This window comes from Candidatus Methanoperedens sp., assembly GCA_027460535.1.
Taxonomy (GTDB): Archaea; Halobacteriota; Methanosarcinia; order Methanosarcinales; family Methanoperedenaceae; genus Methanoperedens.
The window spans coordinates 26,534-49,611 of record JAPZAR010000014.1 but is presented as its reverse complement, the minus strand read 5'-3'; the positions used below and the strand labels follow the sequence as shown (position 1 = coordinate 49,611).

The 23,078-nt window shown below is 44.2% G+C and carries 25 protein-coding genes; 18 read left to right on the top strand and 7 right to left on the bottom strand.

Annotated elements, in window-relative coordinates; translation table 11 throughout:
- Positions 1-347: 347 nt before the first annotated feature.
- From ligD (O8C65_06755) to O8C65_06740, 4 genes are all read left to right on the top strand, one after another.
- Complete coding sequence (ligD, locus tag O8C65_06755) at positions 348-1,208, top strand: non-homologous end-joining DNA ligase (protein MCZ7356617.1); 861 nt, start codon at positions 348-350, stop codon at positions 1,206-1,208.
- Between the two features lies 1 nt (position 1,209).
- Entirely contained in the window at positions 1,210-2,007 is a 798-nt protein-coding gene (locus O8C65_06750; GenBank protein MCZ7356616.1) for a Ku protein, read from the top strand.
- Entirely contained in the window at positions 2,004-3,392 is a 1,389-nt protein-coding gene (gene ligD, locus O8C65_06745; GenBank protein MCZ7356615.1) for a non-homologous end-joining DNA ligase, read from the top strand. The genes O8C65_06750 and ligD (O8C65_06745) overlap by 4 nt, the downstream gene beginning before the upstream one ends.
- 181 nt (positions 3,393-3,573) lie before the next feature.
- The gene (locus tag O8C65_06740; protein MCZ7356614.1) at positions 3,574-4,998 is read left to right on the top strand and encodes a hypothetical protein; all 1,425 of its coding nucleotides are present in this window, start codon (positions 3,574-3,576) and stop codon (positions 4,996-4,998) included.
- Positions 4,999-5,046: 48 nt separating this feature from the next.
- On the opposite strand, the gene O8C65_06735 is transcribed toward O8C65_06740, so the two are convergent.
- Together O8C65_06735 and O8C65_06730 are read right to left on the bottom strand one after the other, a co-directional pair.
- Entirely contained in the window at positions 5,047-5,535 is a 489-nt protein-coding gene (locus O8C65_06735) for a PIN domain-containing protein (protein ID MCZ7356613.1), read from the bottom strand.
- A complete protein-coding gene (locus O8C65_06730) occupies positions 5,532-5,714 on the bottom strand; it encodes a hypothetical protein (protein MCZ7356612.1) in 183 nt (60 codons plus the stop codon). The genes O8C65_06735 and O8C65_06730 overlap by 4 nt, the downstream gene beginning before the upstream one ends.
- 37 nt (positions 5,715-5,751) lie before the next feature.
- On the opposite strand from O8C65_06730, the gene O8C65_06725 reads away from it, so the two are divergent.
- The gene (locus O8C65_06725) at positions 5,752-5,949 is read left to right on the top strand and encodes a hypothetical protein (protein ID MCZ7356611.1); all 198 of its coding nucleotides are present in this window, start codon (positions 5,752-5,754) and stop codon (positions 5,947-5,949) included.
- Between the two features lie 48 nt (positions 5,950-5,997).
- On the opposite strand, the gene O8C65_06720 is transcribed toward O8C65_06725, so the two are convergent.
- The 3 genes from O8C65_06720 to O8C65_06710 form a co-directional block, all read right to left on the bottom strand.
- A complete protein-coding gene (locus tag O8C65_06720; protein ID MCZ7356610.1) occupies positions 5,998-6,399 on the bottom strand; it encodes a M67 family metallopeptidase in 402 nt (133 codons plus the stop codon).
- 21 nt (positions 6,400-6,420) lie between these two features.
- Positions 6,421-7,395, bottom strand: a complete 975-nt coding sequence (locus tag O8C65_06715) for a radical SAM protein (protein MCZ7356609.1) — start codon at positions 7,393-7,395, stop codon at positions 6,421-6,423.
- A 161-nt stretch (positions 7,396-7,556) separates the two neighbouring features.
- Positions 7,557-8,105: a rubrerythrin family protein gene (locus O8C65_06710; protein MCZ7356608.1), complete on the bottom strand. Its 549-nt coding sequence runs from the start codon at positions 8,103-8,105 to the stop codon at positions 7,557-7,559.
- Positions 8,106-8,345: 240 nt separating this feature from the next.
- Here O8C65_06710 and O8C65_06705 point away from each other — a divergent pair, with 240 nt between their 5' ends.
- Positions 8,346-10,415 (top strand): thioredoxin domain-containing protein, encoded by a 2,070-nt coding sequence (locus O8C65_06705; GenBank protein MCZ7356607.1) that lies wholly within the window; start codon positions 8,346-8,348, stop codon positions 10,413-10,415.
- A gap of 6 nt (positions 10,416-10,421) precedes the next feature.
- Here O8C65_06705 and O8C65_06700 read toward each other — a convergent pair whose 3' ends face one another.
- Positions 10,422-10,859, bottom strand: a complete 438-nt coding sequence (locus O8C65_06700) for a 30S ribosomal protein S6e (protein ID MCZ7356606.1) — start codon at positions 10,857-10,859, stop codon at positions 10,422-10,424.
- A 152-nt stretch (positions 10,860-11,011) separates the two neighbouring features.
- Here O8C65_06700 and O8C65_06695 point away from each other — a divergent pair, with 152 nt between their 5' ends.
- Positions 11,012-11,422: a ferritin-like domain-containing protein gene (locus tag O8C65_06695; protein ID MCZ7356605.1), complete on the top strand. Its 411-nt coding sequence runs from the start codon at positions 11,012-11,014 to the stop codon at positions 11,420-11,422.
- A gap of 19 nt (positions 11,423-11,441) precedes the next feature.
- Here the strand turns inward: O8C65_06695 and O8C65_06690 are convergent, their stop codons facing one another.
- Entirely contained in the window at positions 11,442-12,293 is an 852-nt protein-coding gene (locus O8C65_06690; protein ID MCZ7356604.1) for a ribose-phosphate diphosphokinase, read from the bottom strand.
- A 277-nt stretch (positions 12,294-12,570) separates the two neighbouring features.
- Between O8C65_06690 and atwA the strand changes: the two genes are divergently transcribed.
- The 11 genes from atwA (at position 12,571) to O8C65_06635 (ending at position 22,977) form a co-directional block, all read left to right on the top strand.
- Positions 12,571-14,199, top strand: a complete 1,629-nt coding sequence (gene atwA / locus O8C65_06685; GenBank protein MCZ7356603.1) for a methyl coenzyme M reductase system, component A2 — start codon at positions 12,571-12,573, stop codon at positions 14,197-14,199.
- 24 nt (positions 14,200-14,223) lie between these two features.
- Entirely contained in the window at positions 14,224-15,741 is a 1,518-nt protein-coding gene (locus O8C65_06680; protein MCZ7356602.1) for a methanogenesis marker 3 protein, read from the top strand.
- A complete protein-coding gene (locus O8C65_06675) occupies positions 15,741-16,169 on the top strand; it encodes a methanogenesis marker 6 protein (protein ID MCZ7356601.1) in 429 nt (142 codons plus the stop codon). The genes O8C65_06680 and O8C65_06675 overlap by 1 nt, the downstream gene beginning before the upstream one ends.
- Positions 16,166-16,618 carry a methanogenesis marker 5 protein gene (locus O8C65_06670; protein MCZ7356600.1) on the top strand — a complete coding sequence of 151 codons (453 nt, stop codon included), beginning with the start codon at positions 16,166-16,168 and terminating at the stop codon, positions 16,616-16,618. Before O8C65_06675 ends, O8C65_06670 begins: the two co-directional genes overlap by 4 nt.
- Positions 16,615-17,964, top strand: coding sequence for a methanogenesis marker 15 protein (locus O8C65_06665; GenBank protein ID MCZ7356599.1), 1,350 nt, complete (start codon positions 16,615-16,617; stop codon positions 17,962-17,964). The genes O8C65_06670 and O8C65_06665 overlap by 4 nt, the downstream gene beginning before the upstream one ends.
- A gap of 7 nt (positions 17,965-17,971) precedes the next feature.
- Positions 17,972-18,574 carry a methanogenesis marker 17 protein gene (locus tag O8C65_06660; GenBank protein ID MCZ7356598.1) on the top strand — a complete coding sequence of 201 codons (603 nt, stop codon included), beginning with the start codon at positions 17,972-17,974 and terminating at the stop codon, positions 18,572-18,574.
- Entirely contained in the window at positions 18,567-19,493 is a 927-nt protein-coding gene (locus O8C65_06655; GenBank protein ID MCZ7356597.1) for a methanogenesis marker 7 protein, read from the top strand. Before O8C65_06660 ends, O8C65_06655 begins: the two co-directional genes overlap by 8 nt.
- 413 nt (positions 19,494-19,906) lie before the next feature.
- On the top strand, positions 19,907-21,121 hold the full coding sequence (locus tag O8C65_06650; GenBank protein ID MCZ7356596.1) for a hypothetical protein: 1,215 nt from the start codon (positions 19,907-19,909) through the stop codon (positions 21,119-21,121).
- Between the two features lie 176 nt (positions 21,122-21,297).
- Positions 21,298-21,795 (top strand): hypothetical protein, encoded by a 498-nt coding sequence (locus O8C65_06645; protein ID MCZ7356595.1) that lies wholly within the window; start codon positions 21,298-21,300, stop codon positions 21,793-21,795.
- A gap of 2 nt (positions 21,796-21,797) precedes the next feature.
- Positions 21,798-22,406, top strand: coding sequence for a hypothetical protein (locus O8C65_06640; GenBank protein ID MCZ7356594.1), 609 nt, complete (start codon positions 21,798-21,800; stop codon positions 22,404-22,406).
- 10 nt (positions 22,407-22,416) lie between these two features.
- A complete protein-coding gene (locus O8C65_06635; GenBank protein ID MCZ7356593.1) occupies positions 22,417-22,977 on the top strand; it encodes a hypothetical protein in 561 nt (186 codons plus the stop codon).
- The last annotated feature ends 101 nt before the right edge of the window (positions 22,978-23,078 follow it).

The following is a 23,078-nucleotide window of genomic DNA, read 5'->3' as shown; positions in this document are numbered from 1 at the left end:
CTCGTTTTCAAAACGAAGTCAGTGACTAAAACTGTAAGGAACTCGAATATCAAATGGAATCAAAAACTGAAGACCATAAGTAAATAAAGGAAAGTTTTAATAATTTATATCATTTAAAGATAGTAATCCTTTAAGGGGAATGGAATATTGTAACCTATATTAGTTTTCAACCGCGTCTCAACCGTTGCCAACGTGATAGCAGCCTGGAGCCCTCCTGCATACAATTCTTTCAATTGAGAATTCCTTGCAGTTATTAAGAATTATTATCTTTGAGCAGATTTAATAGAATTGCATTCCTGAACTGATATCCTGAAGAGTTATTTATCAACCCAGATAATATAATCATAATGGACGATCTCACCAAAGTATCATTCACTAATCTTGAGAAGGTACTCTATCCCGGGTTGGAGTTGAAAAAATCCCAGGTCTTGGAATACTATATCAGGATCGCCCCCCGGATGCTGGGGTTCCTGAAGAACAGGGTCATTGTCATGAACAGGTACCCTGATGGTGTAGATAAAGATGGATTCTATGAAAAGGATGCACCGGCAGGCATGCCGCCCTGGGTTAAAACTTTTAATATATTCTCAGAGACAGCACAGCGGGAGATAGACTACGTTGTATGCAATGATCTTGACACCCTCATCTGGATGGCGAATCTGGCCGCCCTGGAGATAAACATCACCCTTTCAACGATTGATAATTATGATACACCTGATCTTGTGTTTTTTGATATAGATCCCGAACCTCCCTGTTCCTTTGATGATGTCATAGATACCGCTTTTTTATTGAAGGAAAAGCTGGATGAACTCAGCTTCAGGTCATTTGTCAAAACCTCGGGCAAAAAGGGACTGCATGTTGTCCTTCCCATTATAAGAAATTATAATTTCAAGCAGACGAGGGAATTTGTTCATCAAATCGGAAAGTTCCTGGCAAGAGAGTCTGAACTTGTTGTATCAGAGTTCAGAAACTCCAGGGATCCCGGAACTATCTTTATAGATTTCATGCAAAATAACCACGGAAAGACTATGATCGCTCCCTATAGCCTGCGAGCTGAAGCGCATGCACCGGTATCTACACCACTGGAATGGAAGGAACTTAAGAAAGGATTAAGACCTGAAGAGTTCAACATATTTACTGTCCTAAAAAGGAAGAACGATCCCTGGGAAGGATTACTGGAAAGCAAACAGTCACTGGAAGTGGAATAAAATGGTAAAGGATAAAGACACGGCCAAACCGTCGCACAGGCCCTTCTGGAGCGGGAGTATCTCTATCGGGCTGGTCAATATACCGGTCAAGTTATATACTATGATCCGTGATCAGGCATTTTCTTTCAGGCTTCTGCACAATGAGGACGGGCAGCCGTTGAAATACGAAAGGGTCTGCATTAGAGACGACAAGGTGGTGGATTGGAAAGATACGGTAAAAGGATACGAAATACGGAAGAACGAGTTCATAGTTTTCAAGAAGGAGGAACTGGACGCCATAAGACCGGAATCTGATGAGAGGATCAGGCTGGATAAATTCGTGAGTTTGCTCTCCATCGACCCCGTATATTTTGACAAGTCGTATATCCTTGTCCCTGACAGGAGCGAAGAAGCCTACAGCCTGATGATGACAGTGATTCAACAATTGGGAAAGGCAGGAATGGGAAAGGTCACCTTGAGGACAAAGGAATTTCCTGTTGTGGTTTATGAATACAAGGGCGCTTTGATTCTGACAACCCTGCGCTACGCAAACGAGGTCGCTAACCCAGGGGATATGGAAGAGCTTTCTCTTCTCAAAAAGCCCGGACAAAAAGAGATGGAACTGGCTGAGAAGATCATTAAGGACCTGACGGGAGAATTTAATATAGCAGAGTACAAGGATGGCTACAGGGAGAAGATGGAAAAGCTCATTGAAGCGAAGATGAAGGGAGAGATCGTTGTGGCTGAAGTACCCAAGAAAGAGGAAGTCAAGGAATTGATGGTAGCCCTTCAGGAGACTATTAGAAGCCTGCGCAAATGAAACAATATAAACCGATGCTTGCCCGATCGGCAGAAGCTCCGTTTTCTTCTGATAACTGGATCTTTGAGGTGAAATGGGATGGAATAAGGGCCATCAGTTACGTGAAAAAGGAACTCAGTATCAGGAGCCGTAACCAGAAAGAACTGATGGTTAACTTTCCGGAACTTTCTGAACTGAAAGATTTGACCAGGGATACGGTCCTGGATGGGGAGATAATTGTCATGAAGGATGGTAAGGCTGATTTTCAGACCCTTATCAAGAGGAGTCAAAATACTGGACCCAGGGATATCGATTATATGTCCCGAAAGTTCCCTGCCACTTACATAATATTTGATATCCTGGAAAAGGAAGGAGAGGAGCTCCTGGATATTCCTCTTATGGAGAGAAAGAGGATATTGAAAAATAGCGTAAGAGAAGGAAAATATGTTGTCCTATCCCTTTTTGTTGAAGAGAACGGAGAAGCTTATTACAAGGCAGCTCTGGAAAAAGGTGTTGAGGGCATAATGGCAAAAAATAAACAAAGCTCATATGAACCGGGAAAAAGGAGCAATAACTGGCTGAAAATAAAGCAGGTGAAGACATGCGATTGTGTCATTTTCGGTTATACAAAGGGTGAGGGGAACAGGAAAGAAATCTTTGGATCATTGATCCTTGGATTGTATGATGGGGAAGTGCCGGTCTATGTTGGTAATGTGGGAACAGGCTTTTCCCAGGAAGATATGGAAAATCTGAAGCGATATTTGGATGAATATAGAGTGGAAGAAGAAACACTGCAGGGCGTGGAAAGGGACAGGGAAATAACATGGTTAAAACCCGGTATTGTGTGTGAAGTTGGTTATCAATCCATAACGGAAGACGGAAAACTGCGTATTCCTGTATTTCAGAAAATCAGGAAAGATAAAGACCCGCTTGAATGCAGCATTGATCAGATACGGCCTGTTCTTTCGGACTACACCACCAGGCGTGATTTTAGCAGGACACCTGAGCCTCCCGCATCGGTGGAAAAGGGTATGGGAAAATCTTTCGTGGTCCAGGAGCATCATGCCCGCAGGCTTCACTATGATCTGAGACTGGAGAAGGAAGGAGTTCTTAAAAGCTGGGCTGTTCCTAAGGGCATTCCGGAAATAAGCGGTGACCGGAGGCTTGCTGTACAGGTAGAAGATCATCCGCTGGAATATGGTAAATTCGAAGGGACTATCCCTGAAGGACAGTACGGGGCCGGCACGGTGAAGATATGGGATAGGGGTCTGTACGAACCCATAGCCTGGGGGGAGGACAAGATCGAGTTCATTGTCAAGGGAGAAAAGATGGAAGGGAGGTATGTGCTTGTAAAGTTCAAGAAGGCAGGTGAGAAAAACTGGCTTTTATTCAAAGGGAGTGATTGAGATGCTGCATGCAGGTGGGATGGAGTTATGATTTCTGGGTAGGGAATTTTTATCCTGAAGGGTCACAAAACCTGCTACCCTAATACTCAAGGAAAAGGCGCCTGAGGAGTGTGTACTCGCTGATAGTAATGGAAGAGATCATTTGAGTTATTTTTAATACATCCAAGACATATTCAACCTCATGTCCTGTGAAAAGCTCACCGAAAAATTTGATGATTATAAAAAAATCCGAAAACTTAAGAGACTTTTTGGCACCTTCGGCTTCAGGGGTGTCGTGGAGACGCCGCATACGGGGACTAATGAGGGGATGGGCTCTGAAAAAGCCAAACGCGTGGGAGAAGCTCTTGCAGTCTATCTCGGAGAGGGAAAAACTATCGCGATAGGAAAAGACCCGCGGATCTCTTCCCCCATGCTTGAGGAGGCGCTGATTGAAGGTATTATTGGACATGGCTGCAATGCGCTGACTCTTGGCATCATAACCCCGAATACGCTCTCGCTGGAAGTTTTAAGGCAGGCTGACGCTGGTGTGATGATTACGGCTTCCCACAATCCTCCTGAATACAACGGGATAAAATGCCTGAGCAAAAGGGGAATGGGATTTTCCCCGGAAGAGGACCTGGAGCTTGAAAAAATCTACTTCGGGCCATCCACAAAGGCCGCGAAAATAGGAAAGAGACTGAATGACTGCGGTGCAGGCGAGAGATACCGCGCCCATATAGTACAGTACGTCAAAAAACTCTTTCCGGTGAAGCCCATGAAAATAGCGGTCGACGGCGGTGGCGGCTCTGCATCTTCAGTAACGCCTGAGACCCTTGAAACCCTGGGTCATAGAGTAATAAGGTTCAACTGCAGGTACGATGGCATGTTCAGGGAACGGAATCCTGAACCCACGGATGCGAACCTCGAAAAGCTCAAAAATCTTGTCATCAATGAAAATGCCGATATGGGCGTGGCGCATGACGGCGACGGCGACAGGACCGCCTTTGTGGATGAGAAAGGGAAATTCGTCCAGGGTGATGTTTCTGCAGCGATAATTGCTGACCATGTACTGCGGCAAAGCAAAGATAAAAAAAAGTTCATTGCTGTGACAATCGCGTTCTCTAATATTATAAAAGAAGTCGCCCAAGGTCTTGGCGCGGAAGTTATTTACACTCCCGTAGGAGAACCGTATCTCGCCCAGGCAAAACTGCTGTGCGGGGCGCAGGTCGGGCTTGAGGAGCATGGCTCCGTGCTTCTTGAGTGGAGCCGCGAAGGCCCGATGCTTGCAGGAGTGATGGCAGGGATACTTTCGAAGGAAGAAATGAGTCTATCTGAACTTGTGGCCTCGTATCCGAAATATCACCAGATAAAGGATGCAAAAACGCTTCCCGCCGGCACGAATGCCGAGGCGATACTGGACAGGTTAAAACAGGAGATACCACAGGATTATGAGAGGGTTTCAGATATGGACGGCATGAGAGTGGATTATGAAGACGGCTGGTTCCTTGTCAGGGCGAGCGGGACCGAACCGAAGGTGAGGGTTTTCTCGGAGGGTAAGACTGAGGAAAGGGCACGGAGACTGAACAGGATTGCTATGGAGGGGCTGGAAAGGGCGATGGTGGGATAGGCAACACAAATTTGATCTAGCCCATTCTTATATCCAAAATGATAGCCGTTATGGCTTCCAGCTTTTCAGAAAATCAACTCTGTCGAAGTCCTTGTCGTTTGTGGCAATATTTTTTAATCCATAAACTTCACATGATGCAACATGAATAGCATCTGAAAATAAGAGGTTATGCTTCTTTGAAAGTGTTTTTGCATGGTACAGCACCTCTAAAGTGAGGGGCAATATGACAATACTTGAGTCAAATATATCATCAAGTGCATTATAAGCAACAGTACATTCAGAGATCGCTTCGGGGTGCTCTTTAATGAACCTGATAACTTCGATATCCCCATATTTTTGCTTAACTTCCCCGATAAGTATGGTATGGAATAGTTCATTAATCACGGTTGAAGAAGTAAAACCAATAACTTCACCGTTATTGATTTTTGATAAAAGTACCTCGCATGTATGTTTATAGCGATGCATCTTTGCCAGCGCATAAAAAAAGATATTGGTATCTACAAAAATTTCTTGTTCAGCAAATTTTGTGAGATTCATTCTGTCCACTGTGATATCTCATCGCTCAATAATTCGTCGATTTCTTCTTCAGGAAGATCCATCTCAACATGGAAAAATCCTTTTTCTTTTTTCTTTGGGACTGTTATCAACCTGTCGCCAACGAATTTTATATCTTTATTCTTGATGAGAGCTTCAATATCATGCTCACTTATTGCCATTTATCTCACAGAATACATTATTAGTGGTATTGTATATATGTCTTTAGTGGATTTCACGGTAGTCACTGATGCGGATGATGAGCGAGTGGACTACTTGGATGGGCTGGCTCTTAGCGAGAGCCAGCGGGACAGAGCCGAAGGTGAGGGTTTTTTAGGAGGGAAAGACTTAGGCGAGGCGCGGAGGCTGAATAAGGTCGCGAAGGAGGGGCTGGAGAGGGCGATGATGGGACGATAGTCCAAAACAGGGTAACTAATCAAGATAGTTTCCCCCTATGGAGAACTTCTATCTCTCTATTATTTTCACCGATTTCACACCATTCTCCCACACGTACGCCCTCATCCCGTCCGCACCAGCTATAAGCCATACCGAAGGCGCGTTCTCCATCGTCTCCCTGTCCCAGAGCGAAGGGACGGCAGATGAGACGGGGTGCGTGTGATACACACCGATGATCTCCTTGCCTTTTTTCTCCGCATCATTCCAGGCATTATAGTGTTCTTTCGGATCAAGTTCAAAACTCGTCCTGGTGCGCTTCACGTTGGCAATCGGCAAAACTTTTTCAACATGCGCCGTGCTACCGCTTATCGTGCCTATCAGCAGCCCGCAAGCTTCATACGGCTTGTTTGTATCCAGCTCAGCCTGGATTAACTCAATGTCTCGGCGGGTGATTTTGATTTCTTTGATCATAATGTGATGCACCGCAAAAGCTCATAAATCAATATGCGGATTCAGGTCGCATCCCGTGCAGGGCAGGCACATGGTCTTTGCAACGCTTGCATCTAGCCCGTATTTATCCAGGATCCGCCGCGCCATTTTTGCGAGCTTGAGCAGCCTCTCGGATGTCGGGCGTTCAGCTTCAAGTTCACCGAATCTCAGGGGATGCACACCCACTGCCCTGATTATCGGGATCACGCCCATCTTTGCCAGTTCTTCATAATATTTTTCCACAGTTTCATCTGTCTCGCCAAGCCCGACTATGAAGTTCGTGAAAACCTGGTTTTTCCCGAATATCTTCACGGCATCATTGAGGCATTGCAGAGTGAAGTCAAGAGGAGGCTTTTTACAATATTTATCGTAAAGCTCCCTGTCCATTGTCTCCACATTATATTTGACTTCACTCGCCCCGGCTTCTTTTAAGAGACGGGATGAGTCTTTTGTGGGATAGACCGAAACGCCTATGGGAACATTGTATTTCCGCAAAGCTCTGACAAGCTCAACTGCCCTTGCCACTTCTTTTTCCGGCGAGACTTCGACCCCAGATGTTATCGATATACCTTTCATTTTCCCGAGATCGAAGGCCTCCTTCACGAGCGCAAGCAGTTCTTCCGAGGATTTGACCTTGCCTTGAAGTTTTGGGACGGGACAGAACTTGCAGTCATAAATACAGCGCTCGCTCATGGTTATATATGCCTGTTCCGGGCAGTGGATGAGCTCTTCCTCGATAGTCCCCCTCACAAGCTCTTTGCCGCCTTTCAATATCACAATATCGCCGTCTTCCTTCACGGCACGCAGAGGTGAACCCTCATCCACGACAAGCCTTACCCTGTGTTTGCCTGACCTGAAGAAAAATGCCTTGCCGCCTGCGCCAGGTCCCGCAGTGGGAATGGTAAGCCTGCCGAGAAGAGTGGGATTGATATCGATAGCTCCTATAGAGATAAGCTCGGCCTTGATCTTAGCGTTCATTTTCATTAAACCAAGATGTTTTTTTTAATACATAAATAGTTGTGAAAGAAATTATATATTCGTCAGATGTTTCGTTGTTCCCTTCCGCTGCACACGATGCTGAATTTCGGATTGAAGGCATCGACTTCAAATTTTGAGCGGGTCGTTCAAAAGAATTGCACTTATTTGAATGCGGTAAATTTGTCTTTAGTTGCACTGCACAGGGGACATTTATCAGGCGCTTCTCCTTCAAGCGTATATCCACAAACTTCACAAACCTGAATAGGACCGAGTTTGGCATCCCTTCCGGAATTAACTGATTCTGATGCTTTTTCATAAAGCAACTTGTGCATTTTTTCTGTACCGTACGCCCATTCAAAACTTTTTTGTGCCCCTTTTTCTCCCTGGAATTTTGCAACCTCCATGTATACAGGATACATTTCCTCGATCTCAAATGTCTCCCCTGCTATGGCCAGTTTAAGATTTTTCCTGGAATCGCCCGGGCCAAAAGCTGCCATGCTATTTGCTACAAATCCCCCATCCAGGTGTTTTAATTCCCGGTAATGGTCTCCTGCATGTATATATTCAGCATGAGCGATCGCACGGAACAAACGGGCAACATTATTAAATTTTTCCTTTTCAGCCTGATTTGCAAAATGCAAATATCTCATATGTGCCTGGCTTTCCCCTCCAAATGCATTGATAAGGTGCTGTTCAGTCATTTTCTTCATTAAAAAACCTCCCATCAATCATCCACATTATTTGTACTTATACTTAACTTCACCAAGGTTAGTCCAGGGAGCGAGAAGTGCTGTCAAGGTCCTCATAACTCGACCAATAATATTTAACCAATCACCCGCCATTCTATCGAATGATTCACACAAGTTGTCGCAGGAAGTCGTGTCGCAACCATGCTTCCCGGCAATGTATCTATAAATATCCAATTCTCTCACTTTCCGAAAGGTAGTCAAATGGAAGATCAATTTGCCAGGAAGCCTAACCGGCTGATAAATGAGAAAAGTCCCTATCTGCTTCAGCATGCATACAATCCTGTGGACTGGTACCCATGGGGAGAAGAAGCATTCGAGAAGGCCAAAAATGAGGTCAAACCGATCTTCCTTTCTATAGGCTATTCCACCTGCCACTGGTGCCATGTAATGGAGAAAGAGTCCTTCGAGGACTATGATGTGGCCAGGTTAATGAACGATGCTTTTGTGAGCATAAAGGTTGACCGTGAGGAACGCCCGGACATAGACAGCATCTTCATGTCTGTCTGCCAGAGGATGATAGGCAGCGGCGGCTGGCCTCTAAACCTGATACTAACGCCTGATAAAAGACCCTTCTTTGCAGCCACGTACATCCCAAAGGAAAGCAGAGCCGGGCGAATCGGCATGCTTGAGATGGTACCCCGGATAAAGGACCTCTGGGAACATCAGAGGGATGAAGTTGAATCAATGGCTTCAAAGGTGGTCTCAGCCCTCAGGGATGTGCAAATATCAACAGGCAAGGAATTAGGTGAAGATGTCCTTCATGCGGCTTACGAGCAACTTTTGGAGATGTTCGATGAAAGGCATGGGGGTTTTGGCGAAGCTCCAAAATTCCCCTCACCACATAATCTCTCGTTCCTCCTGCGCTATTGGAAGCGCACAGATGACAGGATGGCAATGCACATCGTAGAGAAAACGCTTTCTTCCATGAGCAAAGGAGGTATTTATGATCACATAGGTTTTGGCTTCCACCGGTATTCCGTGGATTCGGGATGGCTTGTGCCGCACTTCGAAAAGATGCTCTATGACCAGGCAATGCTGGCAATCGCCTACACTGAGGCTTATCAGGCTATAGGAAAAGAGGAACACGGTGAAACCGCCCGGGAGATATTTACTTATGTCCTGCGCGACTTGACCGATTCAGAAGGTGGTTTCTATTGCGGTGAAGACGCTGATAGTGAAGGTGAGGAGGGGAAGTTTTACTTCTGGACTGGCGAGGAGATACGGAACCTTTTAGGGGATGAGAGCGAACTGGTAAAAAAAACTTATGGTATTGAAGAGGATGGTAATTTCGAAAATGGGAAAAATATTTTACACTTGAAAAGTGAGCCTTCTGAAATTGCCTTGCAGCTTAAGATACCATTGGAAGACTTTCAAAAGCGTCTTTCGGCTTTGAAAGATAAATTATTTGCATTCCGTGAGAAACGCGTTCATCCGGGAAAAGATGATAAGATCTTAACGGACTGGAATGGATTGATGATAGCTGCGCTTTCCATAGGTGCAGCTGTGCTTGCTGGTTCGGAATATGAGAACGCTGCAAAACGGGCAGTGGATTTTATCCTTGCGAAAATGCGAAAACCGGATGGGCGGCTTTATCATCGCTACCGTGAAGGCGAAGCTGCAGTTCCTGCTTTTCTTGATGACTACGCATTCCTTATCTGGGGTCTGATAGAACTTTATGAATCCACTTTCGAGGTATCGTACCTTAAAGCCGCACTTGACCTGAATGAGCTCCTGCTAAGGCATTTCTGGGATGAAGAGAACGGGGGTTTTTATATTACTGCCGATGACGCCGAAGAGGTGATCTATCGGAAAAAAGAGATCTATGACGGCGCGGTCCCTTCCGGCAATTCTGTGGCAATGCTGAACTTGCTCCGCCTTGGCCGGATTACCGGAAATCCCGAACTTGAAAAAAAGGCTGTTCAAATCGAAAGAGCTTTTTCCAGGATCGTCCTGCAGGCGCCTTCTGCATATACGCAGCTTATGGTAGCGCTGGATTTCGCAACAGGTCCAACAAGCGAAATAATCATAGTTGGCGATAGGCATGCAATAGATACAAAGACCATGCTGGCTGCCCTGAGAAGGGAGTTCCTGCCTAACAAGGTTGTGTTATTTATTCCAATAGGACCGGACTCTTCGGAAATCTTTCAACTGGCGGAATATACAAAAAACATGTCCGTCCTGGAAGGGAAATCCACAGCCTATGTATGCAGGAATTATGGCTGCAGACTTCCAACTACCGATATTGGAAAAATGTTTGATCTGCTAAATTGAGGAATACTATCTTTTGCTTCCCCTCTTAGTTTCTTTTACCTTTTCCTTTTTCTCTTCCCCTTCTTTCTTCGGGAAGACCTCACTCAATGGTTTCTCGCCGTATTCGACAACAACGGCATTGATCTGGGCGGTATCGGATGATATCTCCCGTCCGCGCATGGTTTTCCTTTTCCTCACGCCGTCTGCCTTTGGATGATAACCAACGCCCCCGGCCACAAGGATCTTCTTTCGTGCTGGTCCCGGTAAATCTCCCCTCATAGGGAAACCATCTTTGTCAGTTCCGCCCGTCAGCTTGATGGTATAACCCGCAAGTCCTAGCGCGTCCCCGCTAACCGTATCACCGATATTCTTGCCAATGAATTTGTTTGCCGCAGTTCCTGTGACTGGTATCTGGTACGCCTGTGCGGTCTTGCTATCCGAAACAACTACTCTGTAATCTGCCATTCTTTTTCTCCTGAATTTGATAATCTCAATTCTGTAAGTCAGAATTTTATTATTTTTTTTACTCTACTTGCAGTTAATATACTTAAATTTATTGTAAACCGAAAATCACAACGCTTATATCAGAATAAAAGTAATTATTAAAAGGTGAAACAGTGGCAGAAGAACTTTTAGAGTTATTAAATAAAGCGATTGCAAGAGAAATTGGAGTAAGCATACAGTATATGTGGCAGCATGTCATGGCCATGGGCATGAAAAGTCCTGAAATAAAGGATATTTTCGAGGATATAGCAGTTGTGGAGATGAAACACGCTGAGAAGATAGCCGAACGACTTTTCTATCTTGGCGGAACTCCAACGACCAAACCTACGCCGATCAATGTAGGCGATTCCCTGAAAGAGATGATCGAGTTTGACCTCAAGGCCGAGGACGAAGCTATAGAACTATACACCGATATCATCAAAGTGGCAGATGGTGAAGAGGATTTCACGACACGGTTGTTATTTGAAGAGATTTTATCCGAGGAAGAAGAACATAAACATACATTCTCGATCCTGCTTAAGTAATCAATATCTAAAATTTTTTTTAAATATTTTTTATGGCTTCTGCCACGACAGGAGCAACGCTGATAACACTCACGCCTCGATCAATGGTATCCGTCGCCATTATTCCCTTCACCCCGGCTTTGAACAATTTCAGGATGGCATTGCTTGAGAGAACAGGATGCACGCATGCAACATAGACCTCATGGGCCCCCTGGTTCCGCAAAAGTGATATCGTTTCTGCCATGGTACCTGCGGTCGATATGATATCGTCGATAATGATAACATCCCTTCCTTTGACCGCCACATTCTTTGGCTTGATAGTTACAAGTTCCCCGCTCAAACGCGTCTTTTCCAGAAAATCATAGTCCAGACCCAGATCTCTTGCTGCGTTTGTTGCAAGTCCGATGGCACCTTCATCCGGGGCGATTATCAGGGGATTTTTCAGATCCATATTTTTTATATATTTGCCCATAACAGGCGTCGCATCAAGGTTCACGGCTTTTGCGTCAAAGTGATCAAGAATACCCGGATCATGTATATTGATGGTGTAGATATTATCCACGTTAATAGCTCGCGCGATTGCGCGGGCGCTTATCGGCTCGCCTTCCTTGAAGCGTTTATCCTGGCGCGCATAGCCCATGTAAGGGATAACCACATTGATCCTTGCTGCGTCACTGCATGCGTCTATAAGCTGTAGCAGCATTACAAAATCCGAATCGGTAACCGTGCTCTGGATTATGGTAACATCATCCGTGCCTATTTCATCTAAAATTCGTGTATACAATTCCCCATCTGGAAATTTCCTGAATTCGCATACCAGCAGATTAGATTTTAATGCATCAGAGACTCGTCCCGCAAGCAATTGGGATGCATGGCCACCAATAATGTTCAATAGAATACCTCACGCCTGTAATAGATGTAAAGAATATAAAGAATTATTGCTCCTCCGGGTAATTATTATAAACTTTATTTGTTTATAATGTAATGTATTATCGTTATATTTATGTACTGCCGCATCTATTTTAAATCGCCGCAGGAACGGTCAGATTAGAAATTGCCTGCGTATTTAATCTTCAGGATTAGATGATTTGTAACGTTTCGCCGTCAGAAAGCAAAAATTTATAATAATATGAATTAATGATGCGGATAAGTGACCATGGAGAACAAATATGACGCTATTTATTGAAATTAAAGACCTTCGTGTAGGCTTTGATGGAATTGACGTGCTCAAAAATATAAACCTCGAAGTCAATGAAGGAGAAATACTTGGGATATTGGGGAAAAGCAGCGCAGGAAAATCCATTCTCATGCATGTCCTCAGAGGTGTGGAAGCCTTTGACGATGTAACGGGAAGCGTGATATACCATCTTTCCCGCTGTAACGCATGCGGATTCATTGACCGCCCAAGTAAAGCAGGGACTGCCTGTCCGAGATGTAATGAGCGCCTTGAGAAATTCGATGCAGATTTCATAAAAATGGATATCCATGACCCGATCAGAAGGGAAATTACCAGAAGGATCGCAATCATGCTCCAGAGGACTTTTGCGCTGTACGGCGATGAGAGGGTTATTGTGAATGTCATGAACGCTCTTCAGGAAATTGATGAGATGGGACCGAATGCAATAAACAAAGCCGCAGATCTGCTCGACCAGGTCAATCTTTCCAACAGGATGATGCATATCGCAAGAGAACTTTCTGGTGGAGAAAAACAGCGGGTGGTTCTTGCAAGACAGCTTGTTAAGAACCCGATTTTGTTACTCGCGGACGAACCCACAGGAACACTTGACCCAAAAACCGCGGACCTGGTCCATGAAACAATTTTAAATGCCACCAAGAATTTCCAGATGTCACTTATCATAACCTCCCATTGGCCCAAGGTTATCGAAGAACTTTCACACAGGGCTCTCTGGCTTGATGAAGGAAAGATTCTAAAGATCGGTGACCCGCATGATGTCGCTGCGGAATTCATGAAAGAAGTTGGAGACGTGGGTGACCAGGAAAAAGTTGAGATAGGAAAACCCATAATTCGGGCACGCGAACTGAAAATGACGTATTTCTCTCTTGACAGGGGCATTGTCCGGGCGGTCAATGACATAGGTTTCGATGTAAATGAGGGTGAAATATTCGGGTTAATCGGAGTCAGTGGAGCAGGCAAGACCACAACTTCCAAGATCATCTCCGGATTATTGCGCCCTACGTCAGGTTCAATCGAAGTCAGAATAGGGGACGAATGGATCGACCTCACGCAGCTTGGGCCGGACAAGAAGGGAAGGGCTACCAAATATATTGGAATATTACATCAAGAATACAGTCTTTATCCCCACAGGAACGTGCTCAATAACCTGACAGAATCCATAGGTCTTGATCTGCCTTTTGAATTGGGTGAGCGAAAAGCGATCCAGACAATGTTGACCGCTGGTTTCACGGAGAAAAAGGCAAAGGAAGTTCTCACCAAAATGCCTGATGAATTAAGCGAAGGTGAAAGGCACAGGGTCGCGATGGCCCAGGTCCTTATCAAAGAGCCCAGGATCCTTGTTTTTGATGAGCCCACAGGGACAATGGATCCCGTAACGAAGATAGAAGTTGCGAAATCCATCCTTCAAGCCAGAAAAGAACTCGGGGAGACTTTTATCATAGTATCACATGATATGGATTTTGTCGCTCAGGTTTGCGACAGGGCTGCATTGATGCGCCTGGGCAAGATAATTGACATCGGGGAGACGGATGCTGTTTTATCAAAACTATCCGAGAAAGAGAGGGAAGAAGCCCTTGAAGGGATAGTCAAAGAATTAAAATGAACCCGCTGAAATTATAGGTGATACGTGATCTCAATAGAGGTTAATGGAGAAAAATTTGAAGCTAAAGAAGGTTCAAAACTGAAGGATGTCTTAGATCTAACTAAATCATTCCACATCCCGGGCACAACCATTGGCATCCTGAAAGTGGGTGAGAAAAAGGAGGAAGCAACCTCAGAATACAAGATATTCACCTCAAAAGGGGAGTTAAGGATTGAACTTGTCGGTGATCAAGCTTTGTGGAATAAGTTCAGTCATCTTCTTGTTGACATGAAAGCACACTGGGAGACCCATAACTCGATCGCTTTTGGACCTGTAGAAACAGATATCTTAATCGAGAGAGTAGAGAAAAAATTCAACCGTTATGACGTATTCTGTGGGACAGGCGGGTATGATGCCAGGAATTCCTATCTGATGTTTGCAAAAGATAAGCACATATCCGATTATGGAAGTCCCAGGGATGCTGTTATGGGTAAGGTCATAAGCGGTAAGAATGTTCTTGCACAACTCAAGCAGGGAGACATCCTATCAAGAATAGAACCTGTCATAAAATGGGAAACGCTCCTTAACAAGATATCCACTTCTGACCTCGATACAGGAGTCGAAGATGGGATGAAAATCTTTACCTATTTTAAAGTAGACCTGATAAATGAATCCCCTGAAGGTGCTGAGCATTTCCTGGCACTTATAAGAAAAAAGATATTCCGGGTTGATACCTTCTCAAATTCATTCATTTCAGATAATATGCTCAAAGGAGAAGGATGCCCCTATGAACACTGGGATGCGCGTTCTGAAGGTGCCGTGGTGGTGCGCACAGACGGACTGGGGAACGGCCGCGTATACATATACAAAGAGGACCGGACGTCAAGCGCCGTCCATAGCGTGGTTGGACATGTCTCCCATGGGATCGAACTCCTCAAAATTGCGCCTGAGGGCAGCAAGCTTGCTGTGGTTTCCAATCCCGATCGAGTAATGGTACAGGGAATGAGCTTTGATGTCGCGGAGAAACTGCTGAATGCAAGGGGACTGAAGCTTGAAAAAAGAGGATATATGGGCGAGGATGCCATCATTGTTGAACAGGACCCAGATACCACAATAGAGATCATGAAAGAAGGTATGGTCACATGTCTTGGAGTAAAATCAGATAAGATAATAGATGTCAAATTATACGATGACCTTGCGCCCATAACCCTTGACTTCTTCAGGCACTCCCTCCGCCTCAAAGACCGACCCCTCGGTCCGCTGCCTGTGTTCTACACTTATGAAAACACATATCTTTTCAGGGCTGAAAAAGAGGCAGAAGCATATAAGGAAATAAATCCCGAGAATACTCCAAAGAGTAAAGTCGCTGCAGGGGAAATAGCTGTAACCAATCAGGCGGCGAAGCGTTACGGCATGATTGGTGTTAAGCTTACCGATGATGAAAGGTATGGTCCGACAGGTGAGAAGTTCGAAAGTACGAATATCATAGGAAAAGTAACCGATCCCAACCGGCTCAAAGAAATCAAAGTGGGAGATGTTGTTTACATAAGAGAGGTTTCATAATGGATACCCTTACGAAAATGGTAGTGATCAATTCCCAGAAAGTGCTGCCAAGCGATGTGGTTGTAAAGCTTTACGAATCCAATGCCGATGTGATGATAAAAGAAACCTGTTTTGGGGTGATAGTCTCGGGGGAACGCGCCGTCGTAGAGAAGCTCCTCGCTGAGATTCGCAGGATGGATCCATACGGCATATTCATAAAAGAGCGTGGTTTAGCCCCGGGTGAACCTTACCGCTGTAGGGCCACGAGGCGAGGCGGGGCAAGGCCGGGATTCCACACCATCGAGACAGAGAACAAATTATTACCCCATATAGCCCGGGCACTGATGGCGCTGGATAGAGGTGAGATTCCCAAACAAAAAACGAGAAAGAAAAAACTTGATATTGAGAGATTTAAAGAAATAATAAAAGAAACAGAGGTAAGCCCATGAAGATCTTCATTTACCCGACTAACAGTCTTATCCTTTCTGACCTTGTGGAGCGCTTCGGCCATGAACCGCTAGCTATAATGCAGGAAATCGGGAAGAAAGTAAGAACGCAGTCTCTTGATTCTCCTCCTATTAACATCACGCCTGAAGATCCAAAACTCGGCCTTAAATATGCCGCTGTGGAGGTACCTTCGGGAGTGAGAGGAAGAATGTCGTTATTCGACCCGCTCATCCAGAATGCGGATGCAGCGATCGTAGTGCGCGAACCGGTAATATCGTTCGGCTGCATGGGATGCGCAAGGACGAACGAACTCGTGAATTTCCTGATACGTTCTAAGAAAATACCAATGCTAGAATTGGATTATCCAGTATCCGAGGAAGATGCAAAGGAATTCGTGTTCAAGATAGCCGAATTCCTGAAATCCCTTAAACCGACGGAGGAAAAGAAATGAATATGATTAATAATCCAATGGTTGCCTCGTGCGGTGCTGAATGCGGCGGAAGAGAAAAAGAGATAGAACCAGATCCCGTGCAGATCACCGCGGTAAGAAAATTAAGCGCATCGGAAAATCCTGTAAGGATAGCAGAGCTTTCGTGCGGCGTGGAGTACAGCGGTATACAGAAAGAGATAGAATCTGCCGTGAAGCAGGTCAATGCTGTAATGGTTTATCCGGAAGTGGATATTTCTGATATTGAGTCGATAGAAGAGGAATTCGGGCTCAAAGTCGCAAGTCCTGACCTGAAGCTGATGATGGCAAGGGCAAAATCCATCGTCACCGGGAAAGTGCACGTTGATGCTGTTTTCGTTGCAACGTGCTTCAGATGTGCCGAGGCCGCGATCGTGAGGAGCGAGGTACGCCGGTATATTCATGAACAAACGGGTATTCCGGTCATAAGCTATTCCTTCACGGAGAGGACAACGGCCGGGACGCTTCTCACAAGAATGGAGGCTCTTACCACCACGGCCAGACGCAAAAGCCTTCTTGCGCGAGAAAAGCAGAGCGGGTTGACAGCAGGTATAGATTCAGGCTCAACTACCACGAAAGCCGTTATCATGCGGGACAACAAGATAATCGGCAAAGGATGGGTGCCAACGATCAAAGTGCTTGAAAGTGCTGAAGAAGCCTATGGCAATGCTTTGAAAGAGGCCGGGGTCAGTAGGGAAGAGATCCAGGCCCTCGGCACGACCGGATACGGAAGGTTCCTTCTGGGTGAGCATTTCAAGGCAGACCTTGTCCAGGAAGAGATCACGGTCAACTCTAAGGGAGCCGTGTATCTTGCCGATAAACAAAAGGGAACTGCGACCGTGCTTGATATAGGGGGCATGGACAATAAAGCCATATCTGTAATAGACGGCATACCCGGGATGTTCACGATGGGAGGCATATGTGCGGGCGCATCGGGACGATTTCTCGAGATGACCGCGAAAAGGCTCGGGGTGGGCATCACAGAGCTTGGCGCCCTCGCGGTCAAAGGAAATGCCCACAATGTCAAAATGAATAGCTACTGTATAGTTTTCGGTATCCAGTCCCTTGTAAATTCACTGGCAGCGGGGAGCAAACCCGAGGATGTTGCCGCCGCAGCCTGCCATAGCGTGGCAGAACAGTTATTCGAGCAGCAGCTTCAGGAGATCGATGTCAAAGAACCTGTAATAATGGTGGGTGGAACGTCACTTATTGAGGGACTTCCCAAAGCTGTTGAGGAATTGCTCAAAGTAAAGGTCATAGTTCCCGATAATGCACAATACATAGGCGCGGTCGGGGCGGCTTTGCTGGTATCAGGATTCATTTCAAAATGAGGGTGTAATGGAACAGCTTGAAACATATGTGGTAGAATCCCCTGATGCAGTAGGAGCGAAGACAACCAAGATCCTCATAATGGATTCCCTGGCGGACCTATCCCTTAATAGAGTCATAGGGAGGATGAAAGTATTCGTTGACCCCGTCGAGCCGGTTTTTATTTTTACTGCCATCCTGCGCCTCGGTACGCCTGCGATCCGGCTCAAAGATTTTGCCAAGGTGGAGATGGGTTCGCTTGGCAAGGATGAAGTGAAGATAGAACTGCAAAGAGAAGCTTTCACCGTGAAACTCCTCAATAAACTCTGGGAAAGGTATGGCAAGGAGAATATAGTACAGCCTGATAAGAAAATCATAATTGTTAAGACCGACCCTTTGAAGGAAATTGATTTCCTGCAGGAATTCGTTATCGAGGAGCCGCGGCAGGAAGTGCTTGACCGTTTGATAGATGCGATAGCTCTTCGCATTATACCCGAAGGTTTCAGGGTGCGAAAACATGAGCTTTCAACCTCGCATGTTCTTTTCGTAGCCTCGGAGGACACGATTAAACCCGAATGGATAGCAAAGGCAAGAGAGATGCTTGAATCCCTCAGGAGTGCAGAAAATGTTTGAACCCGTGATGTACGAGGGCGGCGTGTACAAACATAATCACATTATTGAGCTTGTGGAAGATCTTGGGGGTTACATTCTTCAAAAGAACATCATGCAGACCGATGTGGTGCTGCTGATGCTTGTCCCCATCAATGACATGGACATTGTTGAGAAAAAGGCAAAGGAGCTCCTGGGCAAGATATCGCGTGCTCCTCTCACAGGGACTGAAATCGCAACAGTGGCGCCAACACTTGCATATCACCATCTGCCTCACCTTGACTGCGATGTAGCGGAATTCCTGCGGAAGAAAGGTGCCAAGACAAACATGGTCGGGCTTGCGCGGGGAGTGGGGAAGAGGATATGCCAGCTTTCTGCTTACGAGAGGGATCTCATTAACGAGCATGACCTTGCTGTGTTCATCCTTGGAAATTATGAACATTGCATCATTGAAAAATCAAAGAGACTTTATGAAGGGATAGAAATTCCGATCATAGTCACCGGTGCGCCTGAACTTCGAACTGAGGATGTCCCGAACGCCACTGCGTATGTGGGAAGCTTCGGGAGGATCCTGCATCACATGCGCCACGCCGAGGAACTGCGGACGCTGGATAAGCTTGCCGATGTTATCGGTGGAGTATTCGATAATGTGCGAAAGGAACTTGCAAAGGACCCTCCTTCCGTAGCGCCGCAGCGCATCAAGAAAGAGATCGAGGAGCAGGTACCTGAGATCATCGACAGCCTGCATCCCCTGCCTATTACATTGCAGATGAACGGCGTACGGGTGAAATTACCTTATGAAGAATACCATGAACAGGTCGAGAATATCAGGTTCGTGGAAGGGGTGACCATGAAGGAGGTGGCGAAGGTGCTTCCCTCGAAGATGAGGAACTTTATTTTAATAAAGGCGCTGCCGAAGTCAGAGACGGGTTTTGTGATATGAGATTACATGAATGTAACACTTTATATATAGTAATGATGAAAATATAGTGTTGAAAAGATGTTTGAAATAAACCAGTTGGCGAGTTTAGATATACCTATTATTGTTATCCTATTAAGCGCTCTTTTTATTTATTTTGGAGAGGTGTTAAGTACAAAAGTTGAGAAATATGATAAATAGGATATTAATTTAATGATAAAATTTATACCTTAAAAGGATATCTATAATATTAATTTGAGGTTGAACGGTGTTGCACAAGAATATAAGGAAATTGCCTATCTTGCACTGGAATATGATAGAAAGTATTGGTAAAAAGAGTTCACAGTTTTAAGAGAGTATGCTTTTGAATGGAAAATCCATAAAATCTGTAACAAATAAGGTTCCGAATAAGTTACTACACTCAAGGGATGAGGCAGTTGTTTGAAGTAAAGGCGGATGTATGGAAATCCATGTATCCTTTTTTTTGCAATCAGGCATTATCCACACCGGATGTTGCAGAAGAATCATTAAAAATTCTTGATGTTTTAATTGATTATGGTGTTGTGGGAGATTATATAAATTTAGAAAAAGTATTGCTGCATAAAAGCGATGAAGTGGCGCATCTGGCATTGGATGTTCTCAGGAAAATTAAAGGATTGACCACAGACACAAGAATAGAGGGAGTAAGTGTCAGTGAGGGCAGTGATGAAGGCATAGAAAAAGTTCCATTGAAAATAAATCAACAAATTAACAAAACAGAGCAGCTCATACAAATGGAAAAAGATCTTCAGAGTCGGATTTATAATCTACTAAAGAAAGAAGATTCCATGGAAAAGGTGTCAGATATCGAGGAAATGGTCGAAGAGCTGTGTCGGAAGACCCAAGAAGTACCTTCAAATCTGACACAGGCTTATGATAATAAATTCAAAGCTCTTGAAGATAGTATAGAAGAATTAAAAAAATTAGTGAATTTAAATATTGTAAATGAAAATGATCTGGTTGAAAAAGTTGTATCTAAAAAGCTGGCAGATATTGAAGAAAAGGTCGAAGATCTGTGTCGGAAGACCCCAGAAGTACCTTCGAATCTGACAGAGGACCATGACGATAAATTCAAAACTCTTGAAGATAGTATGGAAGAATTGAAAAAATTAGTGAATTCAAATATTGTAAATGAAACTGCTCGGATTGAAAAAGCTGCAGGAGAGGTTTTGGAACGCGTCAAACCAAGCTGGCATATATCAACGTCCGAGATTTCTTCGATCCCCCAACTCGCGCAAAAAAAGGTAGAAGATTCCCAATACATTGAAGAACAAAAAGTAAGGCTGCATTTTCTGGATAATACGCCTGAGACTTCCATCATTCTATTGAACTGGGTCAAATTCCTGATGGAAAGAGTAGGGCGAAATAACTTATCCGATATACTTGAATATTATGTTGAAATTGGCTGGATAAGTGAAGAAGTCAGCTCAAAGATGGCTGATTATGCGAACGGAATAGATTACTATGTAGAAAAATCAACATGGAATCTGCTTGAAGTTCACACAAAGTCATTGTTGTTTATAGAGCAGCTAAGACGCCATAAAAAAGATAAAAAGGTTTTTTCACTCCTGAAATACAAACAAGGTTCAACTATTCAGGCCCACGGTTTATAGTAGCTGAGCTGCAGATCTTACACTTAAGTAGTGGCGCCGATTAGAATTAACCCAGTGCAACCATCACAGGTACATGAATTGCACCTTTCTGGCAATTTCATTAAATTATCTTGTTTTAATGATAACATTTATATCTTAAAAAGAATATCTATCATATTAGTTCGGAGGAATGACTGATGGAAAATGTTATCGAAAAAAATGTAGTGCCACTTTTAGCACACTGTATAAATTCTTCAGATAGTGAACTTGCACTCGAATCTCTGAAGGCTGCAAAAGCGCTTGTTTATTATAGTCCTCTAAGCGACTTAACCCCGGTTCTTAACAATGCTTTGCAGCATAAGAGCAAAGATGTTGCCTATGTATCCCTGGATGTACTGAGGCAGATACGTGAGGCAGAAGGCAAGGTGAAACCGCTTGCTCCAGGTGAATATAGGAAAATTCTTATGGATGCAGTAATCCCATTCCTGGTCACATGCTTCAAATCCGGTTCTGACGATATAGTACTTAATGCCATGAACGCAACGAGTGCATTATCAAATGAAGCTGAAAACAGCGAGATTCTATTTAATCCTGTGGAGCAGATGATGTTGCACAAGAATAAGCAAATTGCCTATCTTGCACTGGATATAATAAGAAGCATGAATATTGCAAGAGAGATTCACGCTTTTGAGTGAGTATGATTTTTGAAGGAAAATCCATTCAATCGGTAGCTAATGCTACAATCTATCCATTTCTGAACGACTTACTAAAATCGGAGGACGAGACGGTAGTTCGCGAAACTTTAAATTATATTAAGATTCTTGCAGATCTCGGCGTTCAAAGGAAAAACTTCCTGGAAATGCAGAGACTCCTGTGCCATAAAAATATCAATATTGCCCGCAACTCGTTAAATATTCTTAGGGATATGTCTCCTGACGTAGTGAATAAAGAGGCTGATGTAAAGGCTGATGTATGGAAATCCCTGTATCCCCTTTTTTGCAATCAGGCATTATCCACACCTGCTGCTGCAATCGATTCATTAAAAATTCTTGACGTCTTAGTTGATCACGAAATTGTGGGAGATTACAGGAACTTACAGAAAGCATTGCTGCATGAAAGCGATACTGTTGCGCATTTGGCCATAGACCTTCTCAGGAGAATTAAGGAGAAGGATCAGAAGATTAAGGAAACGGAGCAACTCACGCAAAAGGGAGCGGATCTCCAGAGTCGAATTTCTTATGTCCTCAAGAAAAATCCAAAATATATAGAAAGCCTCAGGGAGATAAAATCGAAATATAACGTATAGAGTCAAATTTATGGCTTTTAAAAAATGGATTACTGGTATTTTTTGGTGGAGAAAGACTTCAGAACTTGAAAAGTTGATCGAGAAGCAACAGCAAATCATTAAGGAGCTTGGGGAGAGCAGCAAAGAAATAGGCATTCCAAACAAGAAACAGGAGGAAACTATAGAGAAATTCAAGAATGAGATCAGAGAAATCAACAATATTCTTGAAAAAGAACGGGAAAGGGCTTCAAGTTTGGAAGGGGAGATCAGGAAACAGCAAAGGATTAGTGATAAGCTAAAGGAAGAGATTGAGAGGAAAACATCCTTAATCACCGAATATGAAGAATCAGCAAAGACTTTTAAGGATAAACTCGATGAGGTCAATAACAGGTATCAGAAAGCAATTGAGAGACTTGAAAAAGAAAAGCAAACTAATATTTGTCTTGAGATGTTGATTTTAGACCTTGATAAGGAATTAGGTTTATTGGATATTGTGGCTAAAATTGCCGAGGAAGAAGAAAAAATACCAGAGATTACGATTAAAAATCTGGTGACATATCCAAGGGTACACAGAGATCGCAGAAAATACTGAACGCTCTGATTCTACTCGCATGCAATGGTGAGTATCAGATGAACGTTCGACTAATGAAGAAATTGCTCTGAACATAAGTGAGCTTATTGCGAATTGAATAA